The organism is Uliginosibacterium sediminicola (assembly GCF_039631295.1).
In the GTDB taxonomy this organism is placed as follows: domain Bacteria; phylum Pseudomonadota; class Gammaproteobacteria; order Burkholderiales; family Rhodocyclaceae; genus Viridibacterium; species Viridibacterium sediminicola.
In genome coordinates this window covers 202,228-219,744 of the sequence record NZ_JBDIVE010000006.1, presented here as the reverse complement: position 1 = coordinate 219,744, position 17,517 = coordinate 202,228, and the positions used below count along the sequence as shown (strand labels likewise).

Annotated in this window: 15 protein-coding genes; 8 read left to right on the top strand and 7 right to left on the bottom strand. The window is 59.9% G+C overall.

All coding sequences use genetic code 11. The features are described 5' to 3' along the window. Window positions 1-75 precede the first annotated feature (75 nt). Window positions 76-906, bottom strand: a complete 831-nt coding sequence (pflA, locus tag ABDB84_RS12780) for a pyruvate formate-lyase-activating protein (protein WP_345920128.1) — start codon at window positions 904-906, stop codon at window positions 76-78. Window positions 907-993: 87 nt separating this feature from the next. Then, the gene (gene pflB, locus ABDB84_RS12775) at window positions 994-3,255 is read right to left on the bottom strand and encodes a formate C-acetyltransferase (RefSeq protein WP_345920127.1); all 2,262 of its coding nucleotides are present in this window, start codon (window positions 3,253-3,255) and stop codon (window positions 994-996) included. A 304-nt stretch (window positions 3,256-3,559) separates the two neighbouring features. Between pflB and ABDB84_RS12770 the strand changes: the two genes are divergently transcribed. The 3 genes from ABDB84_RS12770 (at window position 3,560) to dinB (ending at window position 7,813) form a co-directional block, all read left to right on the top strand. After that, window positions 3,560-4,867, top strand: coding sequence for a threonine/serine exporter family protein (locus ABDB84_RS12770; protein ID WP_345920126.1), 1,308 nt, complete (start codon window positions 3,560-3,562; stop codon window positions 4,865-4,867). 746 nt (window positions 4,868-5,613) lie between these two features. Further along, entirely contained in the window at window positions 5,614-6,468 is an 855-nt protein-coding gene (locus tag ABDB84_RS12765) for a hypothetical protein (RefSeq protein WP_345920125.1), read from the top strand. Between the two features lie 178 nt (window positions 6,469-6,646). Further along, window positions 6,647-7,813 (top strand): DNA polymerase IV, encoded by a 1,167-nt coding sequence (gene dinB, locus ABDB84_RS12760; protein WP_345920124.1) that lies wholly within the window; start codon window positions 6,647-6,649, stop codon window positions 7,811-7,813. Window positions 7,814-7,865: 52 nt separating this feature from the next. On the opposite strand, the gene ABDB84_RS12755 is transcribed toward dinB, so the two are convergent. After that, window positions 7,866-8,354, bottom strand: a complete 489-nt coding sequence (locus ABDB84_RS12755) for a hypothetical protein (RefSeq protein ID WP_345920123.1) — start codon at window positions 8,352-8,354, stop codon at window positions 7,866-7,868. A gap of 242 nt (window positions 8,355-8,596) precedes the next feature. On the opposite strand from ABDB84_RS12755, the gene ABDB84_RS12750 reads away from it, so the two are divergent. Further along, on the top strand, window positions 8,597-10,114 hold the full coding sequence (locus ABDB84_RS12750) for a fumarate hydratase (protein ID WP_428715092.1): 1,518 nt from the start codon (window positions 8,597-8,599) through the stop codon (window positions 10,112-10,114). Between the two features lie 102 nt (window positions 10,115-10,216). On the opposite strand, the gene ABDB84_RS12745 is transcribed toward ABDB84_RS12750, so the two are convergent. Both ABDB84_RS12745 and ABDB84_RS12740 read right to left on the bottom strand, forming a co-directional pair. Further along, window positions 10,217-11,941: a TRAP transporter large permease gene (locus ABDB84_RS12745; RefSeq protein WP_345920122.1), complete on the bottom strand. Its 1,725-nt coding sequence runs from the start codon at window positions 11,939-11,941 to the stop codon at window positions 10,217-10,219. Then, window positions 11,938-12,522 (bottom strand): TRAP transporter small permease subunit, encoded by a 585-nt coding sequence (locus tag ABDB84_RS12740; protein WP_345920121.1) that lies wholly within the window; start codon window positions 12,520-12,522, stop codon window positions 11,938-11,940. Before ABDB84_RS12740 ends, ABDB84_RS12745 begins: the two co-directional genes overlap by 4 nt. 290 nt (window positions 12,523-12,812) lie before the next feature. Here ABDB84_RS12740 and glyA point away from each other — a divergent pair, with 290 nt between their 5' ends. The 4 genes from glyA (at window position 12,813) to ABDB84_RS12720 (ending at window position 16,202) form a co-directional block, all read left to right on the top strand. Beyond that, the gene (gene glyA, locus ABDB84_RS12735) at window positions 12,813-14,063 is read left to right on the top strand and encodes a serine hydroxymethyltransferase (protein WP_345920120.1); all 1,251 of its coding nucleotides are present in this window, start codon (window positions 12,813-12,815) and stop codon (window positions 14,061-14,063) included. A gap of 152 nt (window positions 14,064-14,215) precedes the next feature. After that, a complete protein-coding gene (gene nrdR, locus ABDB84_RS12730; RefSeq protein WP_345920119.1) occupies window positions 14,216-14,707 on the top strand; it encodes a transcriptional regulator NrdR in 492 nt (163 codons plus the stop codon). A gap of 61 nt (window positions 14,708-14,768) precedes the next feature. Further along, window positions 14,769-15,857: a bifunctional diaminohydroxyphosphoribosylaminopyrimidine deaminase/5-amino-6-(5-phosphoribosylamino)uracil reductase RibD gene (ribD, locus tag ABDB84_RS12725; RefSeq protein WP_345920118.1), complete on the top strand. Its 1,089-nt coding sequence runs from the start codon at window positions 14,769-14,771 to the stop codon at window positions 15,855-15,857. Between the two features lie 3 nt (window positions 15,858-15,860). Next, window positions 15,861-16,202 carry a GlpM family protein gene (locus ABDB84_RS12720; protein ID WP_345920117.1) on the top strand — a complete coding sequence of 114 codons (342 nt, stop codon included), beginning with the start codon at window positions 15,861-15,863 and terminating at the stop codon, window positions 16,200-16,202. A gap of 1 nt (window position 16,203) precedes the next feature. On the opposite strand, the gene ABDB84_RS12715 is transcribed toward ABDB84_RS12720, so the two are convergent. Together ABDB84_RS12715 and ABDB84_RS12710 are read right to left on the bottom strand one after the other, a co-directional pair. Continuing rightward, window positions 16,204-16,953 carry a HesA/MoeB/ThiF family protein gene (locus ABDB84_RS12715; RefSeq protein WP_345920116.1) on the bottom strand — a complete coding sequence of 250 codons (750 nt, stop codon included), beginning with the start codon at window positions 16,951-16,953 and terminating at the stop codon, window positions 16,204-16,206. A gap of 69 nt (window positions 16,954-17,022) precedes the next feature. Then, on the bottom strand, window positions 17,023-17,514 hold the full coding sequence (locus ABDB84_RS12710; protein WP_345920115.1) for an AP2 domain-containing protein: 492 nt from the start codon (window positions 17,512-17,514) through the stop codon (window positions 17,023-17,025). Between the last annotated feature and the right edge of the window lie 3 nt (window positions 17,515-17,517).

The following is a 17,517-nucleotide window of genomic DNA, read 5'->3' as shown; positions in this document are numbered from 1 at the left end:
CACCCACAAAGCGCCAGCGCATGAAAAAGCCCCGCTTGAGCGAGGCTTGTTGAATGATTTGGGTGAGGGGCGGATTCAGGTCGTCACCAGTCCGTGGCGGCGGAAGATCTCGCGGGTCGATTCCAGCAGCGCTTTGTCGGGGGCAGGGGTGTCGGGCAGTTCGTACTTCATGCCCAAGGCTTCCCATTTGAATTTGCCCAGCTGGTGGAAGGGCAGTACATCGACACGCTCGAAGTTACCCAGGGAGGCCACGAAGCTTGCTACGCCCTCGACATTGTCTGGCGCATCGGTGAGGCCGGGCACCAGCACGTAGCGCAGCCAGGCCGGACGGCCCAGGCGTGCGAGGCGGCGTGCGAATTCGAGCACTGGCTCCACCGGTTTGGCGGTGACGCGCAGATGCGTCTCCGGGTCCCAGCTCTTGATGTCGAGCAGGACCAGATCGATGTCCTGCAGCTCTTCATCCGTCAGTCGCTCGCCCAGAAAGCCGTTGGTGTCGAGCGTGGTGTGCAGGCCCATCTCCTTGGCGCCGCGCAGGATGTTCATCACGAAACGATGCTGCACCAGTGGCTCGCCGCCGGACATGGTGATGCCGCCGCCGGCGAGCTTGACGAAGGTGGCGTACTTTTTCAGATCGGTAAGGATGTCATCGACGCAGACCAGCTTGCCGTGTTTGAGCTTCCAGGTATCCGGGTTGTGGCAGTACTGGCAGCGGAACTCGCAGCCGGTCGTCCAGTAGACGACGCGCACGCCCGGCCCGTCGATGGCCGAGCCGGTTTCCTGCGAGTGCAGGAAGCCCCAGCGGCCCTCGTGCGAGAGACGGTCGATCTCGTTTTCGTCCAGTTGCACGTGCTCATCTGTTGATTGCAGTGTGAAGCGCCCTTTGCTCAGGCTTTGTTTTTCAGTCATGCCTCATGGCCTCGTATACGTGGCGCGGCGCTTGTCCGGACAATGCCGGACAAGCGCCGCGGGACCTATGCCTTCAACAGCTGAAGCTTACACTTCGCCGTGGAAAGTACGGTTGATCACATCCAGCTGCTGTTCCTTGGTGAGCTTGATGAAGTTCACCGCGTAACCCGACACGCGAATGGTCAGCTGCGGATACTTTTCCGGATGCTCCATGGCATCGAACAAGGTATCGCGGTTGAGCACATTAACATTGACGTGGAACCCCGTGATGCCGAAGAAGCCATCGAGCGAGTGTGCCACGTTGGTGACCTGGTCTTCACGCGTTGCACCCAGGGCGCCCGGGACGATGCTGGAAGTCATCGAGATACCGTCCTGGCAATGCTCGTACGGGATCTTCGAGACCGACATGGCCGAAGCCATGAAGCCCAGCTTGTCGCGGCCGTGCATCGGGTTGGCACCCGGTGCGAACGGTTCGCCAGCGCGGCGGCCATCCGGCGTGTTGCCGGTGTTCTTGCCATACACCACGTTGGAGGTGATGGTCAGCACCGACTGCGTGTGCGTTGCGTTGCGATAGGTCGGATGCGTGCGCAGCTTGTTCATGAAGGTTTCGGCCAGCCAGACTGCGTATTGGTCCACGCTGTCGTCGTTATTGCCGAACTTCGGGAAGTTACCCTCGGTCTGGTAATCGACGATCAGGCCGGTTTCGTTGCGGATCGGCTTGACCTTGGCGTACTTGATGGCAGAGAGCGAGTCAGCCACCACCGACATACCGGCGATACCGAAAGCCATGGTGCGCAGCGGGTTGTAGTCGTGCAGCGCCATTTCGATACGCTCGTAAGCGTACTTGTCATGCATGTAGTGAATCACATTCATGGCATTGACGTAGGTGCGTGCCAGCCAGTTCATGGCGATGTCGAAGTTCTTCATCACCGCATCGAAGTCCAGCACATCGCCTTGCACCGGAGCGAATGCCGGCATGACTTGCTCGCCGGTGATTTCGTCGCGGCCGCCATTGATGGCGTAGAGCATGCACTTGGCCAGATTCACACGGGCGCCAAAGAGCTGCATCTGCTTGCCGACGCGCATTGCTGACACGCAGCAGGCGATGGCGGTGTCGTCACCCCAGGCCGGACGCATCAGATCGTCGGATTCGTACTGGATCGAGCTGGTGTCGATCGACACTTGGGCACAGAACTTCTTGAAGCCCATCGGCAGGCTAGGCGACCAGAACACGGTCAGGTTGGGTTCCGGTGCCGGTCCCAGGTTATAGAGCGTTTGCAGGTAGCGGAAGCTGGTCTTGGTCACCAGGGTACGGCCGTCATCAGCCATGCCGCCCAGCGATTCGGTCACCCAGGTCGGGTCGCCCGAGAACAGCGCGTCGTATTCCGGCGTGCGCAGGAAGCGGACGATACGCAGTTTGATCACGAAGTCGTCGATGATCTCTTGCGCTTGTGCTTCGGTCAGCGTGCCTTCGCGCAGATCGCGTTCGAAGTAGATGTCGAGGAAGGTCGAAGTACGGCCCAGCGACATTGCGGCACCGTTCTGTTCCTTGACGGCGGCGAGGTAGGCAAAGTAGGTCCATTGCACGGCTTCGCGTGCATTGGCAGCCGGACGCGAGATGTCAAAGCCGTAGGCCTTGGCCATCTGCACCAGTTCGCTGAACGCGTAGATCTGCTCGGAGAGCTCTTCGCGGTCGCGGATGATTTCGTCCGTCGAGTGCTTTTCGGTGATGCTGGCTTTCTCGGCTTTTTTCGCTTCGATCAGCTTGGCAACGCCGTACAGGGCAACGCGGCGATAGTCACCGATGATGCGGCCACGGCCGTATGCGTCGGGCAGGCCGGTGACGATGTGCGAGCGGCGTGCCTTGAGCACGTCTTCGGTGTAAGCGTCGAACACGCCGGCATTGTGCGTCTTGCGGTACTTGGTGAAGATTTCCTTGACCTTGCCATCGACCGGGAAGTCGTAGGCCTTCAGGCTGTTCTCCACCATGCGCCAGCCGCCGTTCGGGAAAATCGCGCGCTTGAGCGGGGCATCGGTTTGCAGGCCGACGATCACCTCACTGTCGCGATCAATGTAGCCCGGCTCATGCGCCGTGATCGAGGAGGGGATCTGCGATACATCCAGCACGCCACGTGCGCGTTCGGCCTCGAACAGTTCCGTGAGCTTGTTCCACAGTGCCGTGGTGCGCGCCGTTGCCGGTGCCAGGAAATCTGCTTCACCCAGGTAAGGTGTGACGTTCTTGTGGATGAAGTCACTGACATCCACCGACTTTTGCCATTGTCCGTCCTGGAAATCACGCCAGGCATTCACTACAGGTTCACCTACTGGGATCGCATCGCGTTCAGCCATGATCCGCCTCCGTTTATGATTGCAGCTATCAACTGTTAGGGATGTAGCACGTACCGGTATACCGTTACACACTATGTAACGCAGCACAGTTTAGCCATCGACCTGCATCAAAGCGGCTTTTGTAAAACCGTGTAGTGCAGAACTGCGTTACAAGTCTGCAGTGTGCGCGCAGTTCAAAATCGCAACTTAGATTTAGATCAACGGAAGCACCGATTCGTCCATTAGGATCTGGCACATAAATCGCTGAAAAAGCGCGCCAGGCTTGAATTTTAGACGCATAAACCAAACTTATAGTAGCATTAGAATGGCATATCAAGAGTGCAGCAAAAATGATGCATTAAGCATAATCGAGCACGCCGCGCGACTGCTTTTGCAATACAACATGAGAACCGCCTTGCTCGAGCAGCGCCTGCGTCAGGCTGCCCGCGCCCTGGCACTGGATGTACAGATCGTCGCGGCCTACCGGCAGGTCACCATCCACGGTCGCGAAGGCCTGTACATCCACATCCAGGTGGCCGAGCTGCGCATCAATATCGCCGTCAGCGCGCGCGTCAATCAGATCCTTGATGCACTATGCGCGCAGGAGATCGATGCAGCAAGCGCGCTGAGTCAGTTGCGCGAAGTCGAGCAGACCTCCAGGCGCCACAACCGCTGGATTCTGGCCTTCATTTTCGCCTGTGCAGCCGCAGCATTGGCCGCGCTGATGTCGGCCGACCGCAATGCAATGCTGGTGATCGGCTTCTCGTCGGCAGCCGGTTTGCTTGCCCGCCAGGAACTGGCCAAACGCCACATGTCATTGTTTGCATTGCCTTTTACCGCAGCATTCATTGGCGCTGTGTGTGGCGGGATACTGATCCGCGCGGGGCTCACCAGCACACCCGGCATCTGTCTGATCGTACCGGCACTGATGCTGGTGCCCGGGCCGCATTTCATCAACTCCCTGCACGACATCGTCGAGAACAATATGACCTCGGGCCTGGCCCGGCTGACTCTGGCGGCCGCGATCCTGATCTCGGCCTCACTCGGAATTTTCTTCGGCGGCTGGCTGACCCTGGGCATGACCACCGTGCCGCCCTGGGACAGTGCTGCGGTGCACATTCCGCTGTGGGCGGACGTGATCCTCGCCGGCATTGCCGCCTGCGGTTTTGGCGCTTTCTACAACGCGCCCTGGAAGGTGCTGTGGACCTCGATCCTGTGCGGCATGCTCGGTCACGGTATCCGTTATCTGGGGCTGGAATACGGGGCAGGGCTGGCCATGTCCACGCTCGCCGCCTGCTTTGTGATCGGCATCCTGGCCAGCATGTTTGTCGAACGGATCCGCGTGCCTTTCGCTGCTGTTGCTTTTGCCGGTGCCGTACCGATGATGCCCGGCGTGCTGATGTTCCGCGCCCTCGGCGGCGCCATCGACATTTCGCTAGTGGGCGCCAAGGCAACCGAAGCGATGGTCTCCGCCAGCTTCACCAATCTGATCACATCCTGTTTCGTGGTCGGCGCCATGGGGCTTGGCCTGTTGCTTGGCGCACGGGTCAATCTCAAACCCATCACACGTTTTCTCGGTTTGGGCCCTGGCCATCAGGGTCGTGCCGAGCTGATGCACAGCAGCGAAGAGTGATTGTGATCGTGACCTCATCAATCAACGACGCATACGATCAAGCGTAAGAAAAACAGAGTGCTCAACAGAATAATAAGCTTTCTCAGCGCTCTGACAAGTTGCAAGGCTCGTTGCAGCCCAAGGGCAATCTCGAAGGCTGCAGCGGTATTCCTCGCGACTGCGAACGCAAAAAACGTGGGCAGTCGCCACGCTGCAACCCTTGTCTGAAGATTTGAAGCGAGGGGAGTCCTTGCCGACGTATCGAGGCAGGACAGAATTATTTTCCCACTCTTAACTTTACATAATAAAGATTATGACGACTCATGAAGTGAGTCACAACAGCGAATCGAGTGGGTTTTTCGCGTCCGATGGAATGGTTGAATGCACGGTGTATGGAGCTTTATCGCTTGCTGCGCCACGATACATCCACTTGCTCACCCGTGTAAGGCATCGAAGTATCTAGCGAACTTGAGGCATTTAATTCGCACAACTCCCGCGTTAAAGCCCAGTCATCCAGACCGACAACATCGAAGAAATCCTGTTTTGCTGAGTAACAAAAAAGCATGGATTGCCAGCTAAAATCCGCAACTTGCCGCCCATAATAAGCGCCAGCCAAGTTGTATATGTGTTACGTGAGCACACCTAGTGCCCTTGGATTTTCATGAACATGCAGTCTCTTAAAAGTATGCGCTCACGACCTCGGAAATGCTCTACTTTATTTTCTGCTGCGAAAATAATGTGATACTTCTTTTTAAAGGATATTGTGAGTGAAGACTATAAGGGTTTATTTGGCCATAACAACTCTGGCCTTTAATGCAATTACAGCCTGTGTTGCAGCGGAGTGCCAAGAGCTGGCTGTCATAATTCCGTTTAGCTCATCAAACAAAAAAATGATGCTTCAATTTGATACGGGCGCGCCAAGAAATATTATTTACGAAGATGCTCTCTCCGATGATTTCAAATCAAAAGCTTTAAGATCTGTTTCGCAAGATCGGGAAGTGAAGTCGATGGACGTTCAGTTTGAAGGGGTTTCTTCTAATACAACCGTCAGCTTTTTTCCGAAAAAAAACTTCAATCCCAATGACAAGGAGACAGACGAGATTCCTCTGGTGGGGACGCTGGGGTTGGAGTTTTTAGGGGATACAGGTTTTGCTATAGACTACCCGAGACAACGGATTTATATTCTTTCTGCTGCGGCATTGGATCAATTCGAGAGTCGCTATTCAAAGCACTTTCATCCGTATTGGACTAAATACGGGAAATTAGAAAACAAGATCGTTTTCCCATTTGAGATCGAAAACAAAAAAGGTGCTGCGGTTTTTGACACCGGAAGCAGCATGTTTGAAATCAGTGTTCCGAGGGCTGTATGGAAAGACATGTCGCATGTGCCGCTGGAGCAGGCCGATAAAAAATTGACAGGCCAGTCATGGGGAGAGAGCCTAGTCATATACGGCAAATCAGTTCGGTTTGATATAAAATTAGGACCGCAGATCTTTCCACTTTCAGAAATCTACGCTTCGTCATCAAAAAACCAGGACTGGCTTAATGTGATCGGAAATAAATTATTTTTTAATAGTGTTATTGTTTTTGATGTACGCAAGAAGATTTATTTGGTTTTATAAATCCCACCATTTGGTAGTCGTTGGTGTTTGTTAAAGGTCTGTATGATGACCACGCACGCACCGCTGGTTCTTTGGCATGGCAAGGTGACAGATGCCAACGAGAGGTCATGAAGAAGGGCTGTTGAAAGCACCACAGAATTCGGCTTGTGGATCTTAGCGGTCAAACCCTGGCTGGTTTATGCTCCGCTCTATGAACCCGCAGCGCCGTATTGCCCACCTCGACATGGATGCCTTCTACGCGTCGGTCGAGCTGCTGCGTTATCCGGATTTACGTGGTCAGCCGGTGGTGATTGGTGGGCGCCGCGATCAACAACCGGAATTGCTGGCGGATGGCAGCCGGCGCTATTCGCGGCTGCGCGATTACGTCGGGCGTGGCGTGATCACCACCTCGACTTACGAAGCGCGCGCGCTGGGTGTGCATTCCGCAATGGGTGTGATGAAGGCAGCCAAGCTGGCGCCGGACGCCATCTTGCTGCCGGTCGACTTCGATGCCTACCGCCACTATTCACGCCTCTTCAAGGCCGCCGTGCGCAGCATCGCGCCGCGTATCGAAGATCGCGGCATCGACGAGATCTACATCGACCTCAGCGACATTGATGAAGAAAGCTTGCCGCTGGCGCAGCGCATCAAACGTGCGGTATTCGAGGCGACCGGGCTGAACTGTTCGATCGGCATCACACCGAACAAGCTGCTCTCGAAGATCTGTTCGGATCTGGACAAGCCGAACGGCATCACCTTGCTGGAGATGGCGGACATTCCGGCGCGCATCTGGCCGCTGAATGTGCGCAAAATCAATGGCATCGGCCCGAAGGCGACCGAAAAACTCGCTGCCATGGGCCTCAATACGATTGGCGAACTGGCGCAGGCGTCATTGGCGAACCTGCAGAAGGTGTTTGGCAGCAATTACGCGCAGTGGCTGCATCAGGTGGCCCATGGTATCGACGAGCGTGCGCTGAGCATTGCCAGCGAGCCGGTCTCGATCAGTCGCGAGACAACCTTCGAGCGCGATCTGCACGCCCGCCATGATCGCGCCAAGCTCAGCGAAATCTTCACCTGGCTGTGCGGCCGCGTCGCTGAAGACTTGCGCCGCAAGCGCTACAAGGCGCGCACCATTGGCATCAAGCTGCGCTATGAGGACTTCCGCTCGGTGACGCGTGACCTGACCTTGCCGCTGGCCGTTGATGAGGCTGGCGCGATCCGTCGCGCCGCCGGTGAATGCCTCAAACGGGTCAGTCTGGATAAGCGTTTGCGCTTGCTGGGCGTACGCGCCAGTGGTCTGACGCCCAGTGATGAATCCGGCGCGCTGGCCGAGCGACAAGCGCAATTGCCGCTCGACCTGCCCTGAGGCTGCCCGATACGATCAAGCCCGAGGGCTGGAGCGCATCGGGCCGGATCGTTCAATGACGGTCGCGCCCCTCGCCTTGCGGACCACGGCGATCATCGCGCCTGTCATCCCGCCTGTCGTCACGTCGATCTTCGCGGCGCTCGGGCGCTCCATGCGGACCATCGTGTCGATCATCGTGCCGGTACGCATCATGATCGCGATGCTGCTCGCGGTAATGCGGGATGAACTGGTCGCGATACCAGCGGTCCTGCACAAAATAGACCGGCCGGTCACAGGCGCGGTACTGCGCGCAGTAACGCTTCCAGTGGCGTTCATGGCCAGGCGGAACGCGCAGATAAATGGGTTCGCGAACCACGCCTACCGGTACCGGACGGATGATGATGGGCCGTTCGTAGACGGTGACCGGGCGCGGCGCATCGCCAATATCGATCGTGCCGTAAAAACCCGGCTGACCAACAGTAATGGAGACGCCAACATTGGATGCTGCAAATGCGCTGGCAGCTGAAGTGATCAGGGCTGCGCCGAGCAGGATGCGTTTCATGGGTGCCTCTTTTGTTGTTGTGGATCGTGATCCAAGTAACGCATGTTCCCACGTTTGGCGGGACACAGCGGCAGAATGAAATCGTCAGCAGTTGTAACAAGCCCCCTGCTCCCGAGCGTGCTGTGCACTGCGGCATCCGCACACGCAGCGGCTATAATGGACGGCCGCATTGCTGCGGCTCCGACTTCGTATAAAACCTGATCCCTTACAACAGCCCAGCCTGACAGCCCGAGGTAAACATCATGAGTTCCATTCGGCAGGACGACCTCATCGAGAGTGTCGCCGGCGCACTGCAGTACATCAGCTACTACCATCCGGTCGATTACATCACCAATCTGGCACGCGCCTACGAGATGGAGGAAAGCCCCGCCGCCAAGGACGCGATGGCGCAGATCCTCATCAATTCGCGGATGAGTGCTGAAGGCCACCGCCCGCTCTGTCAGGACACCGGTATCGTCACGGTCTTCCTCAAGGTCGGCATGAACGTGCGCTGGGAAGGCTTCACCGGCTCGCTCGAAGACGCCGTCAACGAGGGCGTGCGCCGCGCCTACAACCATCCGGACAACAAGCTGCGCGCTTCGGTGCTGGCTGATCCGGCCGGCAAGCGCAGCAATACCAAGGACAACACCCCCGCCGTCATCAATGTCAGCATCGTGCCGGGCGACTCGGTGGATGTGACCGTCGCTGCCAAGGGCGGCGGCTCGGAAGCCAAGTCCAAGTTCGCCATGCTCAATCCGTCCGACTCCATCGTCGACTGGGTGATCAAGACCGTGCCAAGCATGGGTGCCGGCTGGTGTCCGCCGGGCATGCTGGGCATCGGCATTGGCGGCACCGCCGAGAAAGCCATGCTGCTGGCCAAGGAAGCGCTGATGGAGCCGATCGACATCCTCGATCTGATCAAGCGCGGCCCGAAGACGCGCGCGGAAGAGCTGCGCCTGGAAATCTACGAGAAGGTGAACGCCCTCGGTATTGGCGCCCAGGGCCTGGGCGGCCTGACCACGGTGCTCGACGTCAAGGTGCTCGACTATCCGACCCATGCAGCCAATCTGCCGGTCGCCATGATCCCGAACTGCGCCGCCACGCGTCACGCGCACTTCGTCCTCGACGGCAGCGGCCCGGTGTATCTGGACCCGCCCTCGCTCGAAGACTGGCCCAAGCTGACCTACGATTCGTCCAAGGGTCGCCGCGTCAATCTGGACACCGTCACGCCGGAAGAAGTCGCCACCTGGAAGCCGGGCGACGTGCTGCTGCTCAATGGCAAGATGCTCACCGGCCGCGACGCTGCTCACAAGCGACTGACCGATATGCTGAACAAGGGTGAGCCTCTGCCAGTCGATTTTCGCGGACGCTTCATCTACTACGTTGGCCCGGTCGATCCGGTGCGCGACGAAGTCGTCGGCCCCGCCGGCCCGACCACCGCGACGCGGATGGACAAGTTCACCGAGCAGGTGCTTGCCGAAACAGGGCTGCTCGGCATGATCGGCAAATCCGAACGTGGCGACGCCGCCATCGAGGCGATCAAGAAGCACAAGTCGGTCTATCTGATGGCCGTGGGTGGTGCAGCCTACCTCGTCTCCAAGGCGATCAAGGCCGCCAAGGTCGTCGGCTTTGCCGACCTTGGCATGGAAGCCATCTACGAGTTCGAGGTACAGGACATGCCGGTGACGGTCGCAGTCGACTCGGGCGGCACCTCGGTGCACAAGACCGGCCCCAAGGAATGGCAAGCAAAGATAGGCAAGATCCCGGTTGTCACTGCCTGATTCGCCAGCAGCGACAAACAAAAGGCCACTCAGGTTTTCCTGGGTGGCCTTTTTCATGCGCGGGCGCCCTCACCTGCCGGCGCCCGTCTTGCATCAAAACAGCTACTTGGCGCCGAGCTGGCGCATCAGTGCATCGTTGCCCGCGTCTTCGGCGCTGGGGGCCGAAGCGTCAGCGGAAGACTCGCTCGGCGCACTTTCCGCCGCGAGCGGCGCGTCGCTGTCTTGCAAGATGATTTGCACCTTGTCCAGATCGACCGCAGGCCCTTTGTCCAGCCCCGCGCTGACCAGCTGCGGGAAGGCGATCACCAGGGCCACCATGATGATCTGGATCAGCACGAAGGGCACGGCCCCCCAGTAGATGTCCGCGGTCTTGACGGCTTTCGGTGCGACCGAGCGCAGGAAGAACAGCGCAAAACCGAAAGGCGGGTGCATGAAGCTGGTCTGCATGTTGATGCCCAGCAGCACGCCGAACCAGATCAGGTCGATGCCCAGCTTCTCGGCCACCGGCGCCAGCAACGGAATGACGATGAAGGACAGTTCGAAGAAGTCGAGAAAGAAGGCCAGCACAAAGATCAGCACGTTCACGAAAATCAGGAAGCCGAGCTGGCCGCCGGGCATATTGACCAGCAGGTGCTCGACCCACAGATGTCCGTTGACGCCGTAGAAGGCCAGACTGAACAGGCGCGAACCGATCAGGATGAAGACCACGAAGGTGGTCAGCCGCGCCGTCGATTCCATGGCCTGGCGCAGTTGCTTGCGGTCGAGCCGCTTGCGCAGCAAGGCCATCAGCAAGGCACCGGAAGCGCCCATCGCGCCGCCCTCGGTGGGCGTGGCAATGCCCAGGAAGATGGTGCCCAGCACCAGGAAGATCAGCGCCAGCGGCGGAATCAGCACAAAGGTGAAGCGCTCAGCCATGTTCGACAGCAGCCCCAGCTTGAAGGCGTGGTTACTGGCCGCGCAGGCGTAGGCGATGATCGACCAGGCCGCCATGCCGAGCACGATATGTTCATCCAGCCCCAGTGACTCCACCGTGTCATGGCGCATGAAAGACATGATGGCAGCTGGCAAGCTGGTGTGCAGGAAGGCCAGCGTACTTGCAATCGACAGTACCAGCAGCACGCCCAACGAGCGCAAGCCGGCGCTACCGTCGGCCTCGCGAAGCGTGCGCGCTTCCGGCGGCAATGCCGGTGCCCATTTGGGGCGCACGACGGTGACGCCGAACACGTACAGCAGGTACAGCCCGGTCAGTACGAAGCCGGGCACGAAAGCGCCCTTGTACATATCGCCGACCGACTTGCCGAGCTGGTCGGCCATCACGATCAGCACCAGGGACGGCGGAATGATCTGCGCCAGGGTGCCGGATGCGGTAATCACCCCGCTCGCCAGCCGCTTGTCGTAGCCATAGCGCAACATGATCGGCAGAGAGATCAGCCCCATCGAGATCACCGACGCGGCAACCACGCCGGTGGTCGCGGCCAGCATGGCACCGACCAGCACCACCGCGAAAGCCAGACCGCCACGAATCGGGCCGAACAGCTGGCCGACGGTTTCGAGCAGATCCTCGGCCATGCCGCTGCGCTCAAGGATCAGGCCCATGAAGGTAAAGAACGGAATGGCGAGCATCGTATCGTTGCTCATCACCCCCCAGATGCGGTCCGGCATGGCCTGGAACAGGCTGGCCGGCAAGAGGTCGAGCTGGATGCCGAGCACGCCGAAAATGATGCCGCAGGCGGCCAGCGAAAAAGCCACCGGATAGCCCAGGAGCAGCAGCAGAACCATGCTGCCGAACATGATCGGCGCGATGTTTTCAGTCAGAAAGGCGATCATTGCGCGTCCCCCTGCAGGCCACGGGCGCGGCGGATGTCTTCGGCGAGGGCTTCCTCGTCACGCGGGCCGTCATGCACTTCCTGCGGCACGTAATGCCCGCTGAGGAAACCCAGACGTTTGATCAGCTCGGAGACGCCCTGCAGCCACAGCAAGCTGAACCCCAGCGGCACCAGCAGGCGCGCCGGCCAGAAGATCAGCCCGCCCTGGTTGGCCGAGCGCTCACCGCTGCGCCAGGCTTCGAGGAACACATCCCAGGAGAGATAGATGACCAGGGCGGTCGCCGGGAACAGGAACAGCAAGGTACCGAGGATATCGATCCAGGCCGCCACGCGTGGCCCGAAGCGACCGACAACAATATCGATACGCACATGCGCATTGCGCAGCAAGGCATAGCCGGCGCAAAGCAGGAAGATCGCCGAAAACAGATACCACTGGATCTCCAGCCAGCCATTCGAGCTGATATTGAACAGCTTGCGTACGATGGCGTTGCCGGCGCTGATCAGTGTGACGACCAGCACCAGCCAGATCACCTTACCGGCGACCCACTCATTGAGCGCGTCGATGGCGCGCGACAACTTCAACAATCCCCTCATTCTTCCTCCTAGGCTGCATATTTCGCGGAGTCATTGCATGACTTCTTCAGCGAGCGCGTAAGAATACTGGCATTGTTGCCAGCTGTCTCCAGAGCCGCGTGCAATATGGCTTTGATCAGGCTTAGAGCTGGCCTGGACGCGTGTTTTTATACAGGAAAACCCTAGATTATCTTGCTGACGCCGCAGCGGGTCGGACCGCCGTCCTTGCCAAGGCTCGCCCGAAACTGTCCGGCTTGCTATCATTCGCCTTTATCCCGCACCGCACTCAAAACGCGCACATGTTCTCCAAGCAAAACACTCTCGCCAAGGCCGATCCCGAACTGTTTGCGGTGATCGAAGCCGAAAACACGCGTCAGGAAGATCACATCGAACTGATCGCCTCCGAAAATTACGTCAGCGCCGCCGTCATGGAAGCCCAGGGCTCGCAGCTGACCAACAAGTACGCCGAGGGTTACCCCGGCAAGCGTTACTACGGCGGTTGCGAACACGTCGACGTCGCCGAACAGCTGGCGATCGATCGCCTGAAGAAGCTCTTCGGCGCTGAAGCGGCCAATGTGCAGCCGAACTCCGGCTCGCAAGCCAACCAGGCCGTGCTGATGGCCTTCGCCAAGCCCGGCGACACCATCATGGGCATGAGCCTCGCTGAAGGCGGCCACCTCACCCACGGCATGGCGCTGAACATGTCCGGCAAGTGGTTCAACGTCGTCTCCTACGGTCTCAACGAAAAGGAAGAGATCGACTACGAGGCGATGGAAGCCCTGGCTCGTGAACACAAGCCGCGCATCATCGTCGCCGGCGCCTCGGCCTACTCGCTGCGCATTGACTGGGAGCGCTTCGCCAAGATCGCCAAGGAAGTCGGCGCGATTTTCTGGGTCGACATGGCCCACTACGCCGGCCTGATCGCTGCCGGCATCTACCCGAACCCGGTGCCCCACGCCGATGTGGTGACCTCGACCACCCACAAGACCCTGCGTGGTCCGCGTGGTGGCGTGATCTTGATGAAGGCTGAACACGAGAAGGCGCTGAACTCGGCGATCTTCCCCGGCCTGCAAGGCGGCCCGCTGATGCACGTCATCGCCGCCAAGGCGGTGGCTTTCAAGGAAGCGGCAACGCCGGAGTTCCGCAACTACCAGGAACAAGTGGTGGCCAATGCCCGCGTGATGGCTCGCGTGCTGTCGGAACAACGCGGTCTGCGCATCGTCTCCAGCCGCACCGAGAGCCATGTGTTCCTGCTCGATCTGCGCTCCAAGAAGATCACCGGTAAGGAAGCTGAAGCCGCGCTGGGCAAGGCGCACATCACGGTCAACAAGAACGCGATTCCGAAGGACCCGGAAAAACCCTTCGTGACCAGCGGCATCCGCATCGGCAGCCCGGCGATGACCACGCGCGGCTTCACCGAGATCGAAGCCGAACGCGTTGCCCACCTGATTGCCGACGTGCTCGACGCGCCGAACGATGAAGCGGTGCTGGCCAAGGTGCGTGAAGAAGTCAGCGCACTGTGCAAGAAATTCCCGGTCTACGGCGCTTGATATCTTGCAGTGAGTAGAAAGGAGTGAGGTGTGAGGAGTAAAACCAGCGACGCGCCATCCGTTTCACTCGATACGATGCCGCACAGCAGCGAGCGAGCGCTTTTGCGCCTCTCGCCTCACGCCTCACGCCTTACCCTCATGGCGATCAAGCCATGAAATGCCCTTTCTGCAACGCGCCCTCCACGCAAGTGACGGATACGCGTGAAAACGACGAAGGCGACATCATCCGTCGCCGTCGCCGTTGCGGAGAGTGCGACAAACGCTTTACCACCTACGAACGCATCGAGCTCAAGCTCCCGCAGATCGTCAAGAAAAACGGCAGCCGTACCGAGTTCGATCGCGAAAAAGTGCTCGCCAGCATGAAGCTGGCGCTGCGCAAGCGGCCGGTTACGGCCGAGAGCGTCGATCTGGCCATCGAACGCATCGAAAGCCGCCTGCTCGCCCTGGGCGAACGCGAAGTGCCTTCCGACAAGGTCGGCGAAGCGGTGATGCGCGAATTGAAGCGCCTCGACAAGATCGCCTACATCCGCTTTGCCTCGGTCTATCGCAACTTCGAAGACACCGAGGAGTTCGCCGAAGTGCTGCGCGAACTGGCGCCGCATGCCAAGCAAGCCATCGCCAAGCCGCGCACGCGCAAGAGCTGAAGCCAGCCGCCACCCGACAGCCATTTAACGTAGCGCGCCGCAAGCGCCCGCCAGCTTCCCCATGATCAAGCCAGACTTCATGCGCCGCGCCCTGCAACTGGCCGAGCGCGGGCTATATACCACCAGCCCCAATCCTCGCGTGGGCTGCGTCATCGTCAATGCCGCCGGCGAAATCATCGGCGAGGGCTGGACCCAGCCCGCCGGTCAGAACCACGCCGAGATCCAGGCCCTCAACGACGCCGCTGCACGCGGCCATTCGGTCGCCGGCGCAACGGTCTATGTGACCCTGGAGCCCTGCGCGCATTTCGGCCGCACCCCGCCCTGCTGCGATGCGCTGATCCGCGCCGGCGTCGGCCATGTGGTCAGCGCCATGTCCGACCCCAATCCGCTGGTGGCGGGCCAAGGTCTGGCGCGCATCGCTGCGGCCGGCATCGGCGTCACCGAGAATCTCTTGGCTGACGAAGCGCTGGCCCTCAATCGCGGTTTCGTCCAGCGCATGACCCAAGGGCGCCCGCTGCTGCGCCTGAAAATCGCCGCCAGTCTCGATGGCCGCACCGCGCTGGCCAATGGTGAAAGCCAGTGGATCACCGGCGAAGCGGCGCGCGCCGATGGCCACCACTGGCGCGCGCGCAGCTGCGCCATCCTGACCGGCATCGGCACCGTGCTCGCCGACGATCCCCTACTCAATGTGCGCGCCGTTGAAACGCCGCGCCAGCCGACCAAGGTGATCGTCGACAGCCAGCTGCGCATGCCTCCCGGCGCCGCCATTCTGCGCACGCCCGGCTGCCTGATCGCGACCACGGTGCAGGACGCCAAGCAGCATGCGCCACTGCTGGCGGCGGGGGCCGAGATTCTGGTGCTGCCGGCACATGAGGGCCGCGTCGATCTGCAGGCGCTGGTGGCAGCGCTCGCCAAGCGTAACTTCAATGAAGTGCATGTCGAAGCCGGCGCCATCCTCAATGGCGCCTTACTCAGCGCGGGCTGCGCCGACGAATTGCTGGTCTATCTCGCGCCAACCCTTCTCGGCCCCAGCGCACGCGCCATGCTCGACTTCCCGGCGCTCCCGCATCTGGCCGAGGCATCGCGCTGGCAGATCGAGGATCAGCGCCTGTTCGGCACTGACCTGCGCCTGATGCTGCGGCGCGCCTGAGTCATGCTCGCCCTGCTGTTCAAATCCACGCTCGGCGCTGCCGCGGTGATGCTGATCGCCGTGCTCTCGCGCACCTCGAATTTCTTCATCGCCGGCCTGGTGCCGCTGTTCCCGACCTTCGCGCTGATCGCTCACTACATCGTCGGCAGCGAACGCTCCGCCGCCGACCTGCAAGTCACCGCGCTATTCGGCCTGTGCTCCCTGCTGCCTTACGGCGCTTATCTGCTGGCGGTGTATCTGCTATGCACACGCATGAGCCTCACCGCCACCTTGCTGCTCGCCACCCTGGCCTGGCTGATTTGTGCGGCGATTTTGCTGATGGTGTGGACGCACTTGCGCAGCTGAATCAGGCGTTGCCGCACACCGTACAGCCGCCATCCTTGCCGTAACGCATCGTGCGCAGGCTCACGTCCAGTGCATTGATCAGCAGCAGCTTGCCGATCAGGGGCTCGCCGCAGCCGGCGATGAGCTTGAGCGCTTCGGCCGCTTGCAGACTGCCGACGATGCCGGTCAGCGGCGCGAAGATGCCCATCACTGCGCAGCGCGTTTCCTCGACATCTTCACCATCGGGGAACAGGCAGTGGTAGCAGGGATTGCTGTCCTGGCGCAGATCGAAGACGCTGAGCTGTCCATCAAAACGCACGGCTGCGCCGGATACCAGGGGTTTGCGATGTTTGACGCAGGCGCGGTTGATGGCGTGGCGGGTGGCGAAGTTGTCGCAACAGTCGAGCACCACGTCGGCCTCGCTGATGTGGGCGTCGAGCAGTGCGCCTTCCAGTCGCTGTGGCAAGGCGATGGTGATGATCTCGGGGTTGAGCGTCGCCAGGGTATCTCGGCCGGATTCGGCCTTGAAGCGGCCGACTGAATCATTGCGATGCAGGATCTGGCGCTGCAGATTGGTCAGATCCACGGTGTCGCCGTCGGCCAGGATGATCGTGCCGACGCCGGCCGAAGCGAGATACATCGCAGCGGGCGAACCCAGGCCGCCGGCGCCGACGATCAGGACACGGCTGTCAAGAATGGCTTGTTGCCCCTCTACATCGAGCTCGGGCAGAAGAATGTGGCGGGAGTAGCGCAGCAGCTGTTCATCGTTCATAGGCCAATTCTACAAGCAGAAAAGCCGCTGACCCTGCGGGGTAAGCGGCTTTCTGTTGAGCGGCGGCAATCAGGCGGCTTTGCGTAGCTCGCTCGATTCGGTCTTGCGGCGTGCGGGCTTGCGGCGCACGGCACCCGGATCGAAAGCGCCGTCGAGACCGCGCAGTGCATCTTTGCGGGCTTTCAGTGCCATCTTGAAAGCGCCCTCTTCGCCGTACTTCTTGACCGAGAACTTGACCCGTTTGCGACGCCCGTCCGGCAAGGGCCAGGATGCGACCCAGAACCAGCGCTGCTTGTCTTCGGGCAAATCACGCGTTTCCGAAGCGCAATAACGACATACGCCCACCACGCCGGAACGATTGTTCTTCTTGACGATGTTTGAGTACTCGCGCATCGAGAAGGGTGGGTTTTTGGTGATGACTTCATCGCGATAGGTCTTGGCCGCAGCAAAAGACTTCTGCTTTCCTCCGTGTACTCCGTCGGAGAAATGCTTGCGATGGATGACGCCGCGACGCTGGATAGTGACCAACCAGCCATGGGTACGGCTGACTTCATTATCCACACG

Coding starts and splice junctions, on each gene's coding strand:
- pflA (WP_345920128.1), bottom strand. CDS start 906: ATGACTGAAAAACAAAGCCTGAGCAAAGGGCGCTTCACACTGCAATCA.
- pflB (WP_345920127.1), bottom strand. CDS start 3,255: ATGGCTGAACGCGATGCGATCCCAGTAGGTGAACCTGTAGTGAATGCC.
- ABDB84_RS12770 (WP_345920126.1), top strand. CDS start 3,560: ATGGCATATCAAGAGTGCAGCAAAAATGATGCATTAAGCATAATCGAG.
- dinB (WP_345920124.1), top strand. CDS start 6,647: ATGCTCCGCTCTATGAACCCGCAGCGCCGTATTGCCCACCTCGACATG.
- ABDB84_RS12755 (WP_345920123.1), bottom strand. CDS start 8,354: ATGAAACGCATCCTGCTCGGCGCAGCCCTGATCACTTCAGCTGCCAGC.
- ABDB84_RS12750 (WP_428715092.1), top strand. CDS start 8,597: ATGAGTTCCATTCGGCAGGACGACCTCATCGAGAGTGTCGCCGGCGCA.
- ABDB84_RS12745 (WP_345920122.1), bottom strand. CDS start 11,941: ATGATCGCCTTTCTGACTGAAAACATCGCGCCGATCATGTTCGGCAGC.
- glyA (WP_345920120.1), top strand. CDS start 12,813: ATGTTCTCCAAGCAAAACACTCTCGCCAAGGCCGATCCCGAACTGTTT.
- nrdR (WP_345920119.1), top strand. CDS start 14,216: ATGAAATGCCCTTTCTGCAACGCGCCCTCCACGCAAGTGACGGATACG.
- ribD (WP_345920118.1), top strand. CDS start 14,769: ATGATCAAGCCAGACTTCATGCGCCGCGCCCTGCAACTGGCCGAGCGC.
- ABDB84_RS12720 (WP_345920117.1), top strand. CDS start 15,861: ATGCTCGCCCTGCTGTTCAAATCCACGCTCGGCGCTGCCGCGGTGATG.
- ABDB84_RS12715 (WP_345920116.1), bottom strand. CDS start 16,953: ATGAACGATGAACAGCTGCTGCGCTACTCCCGCCACATTCTTCTGCCC.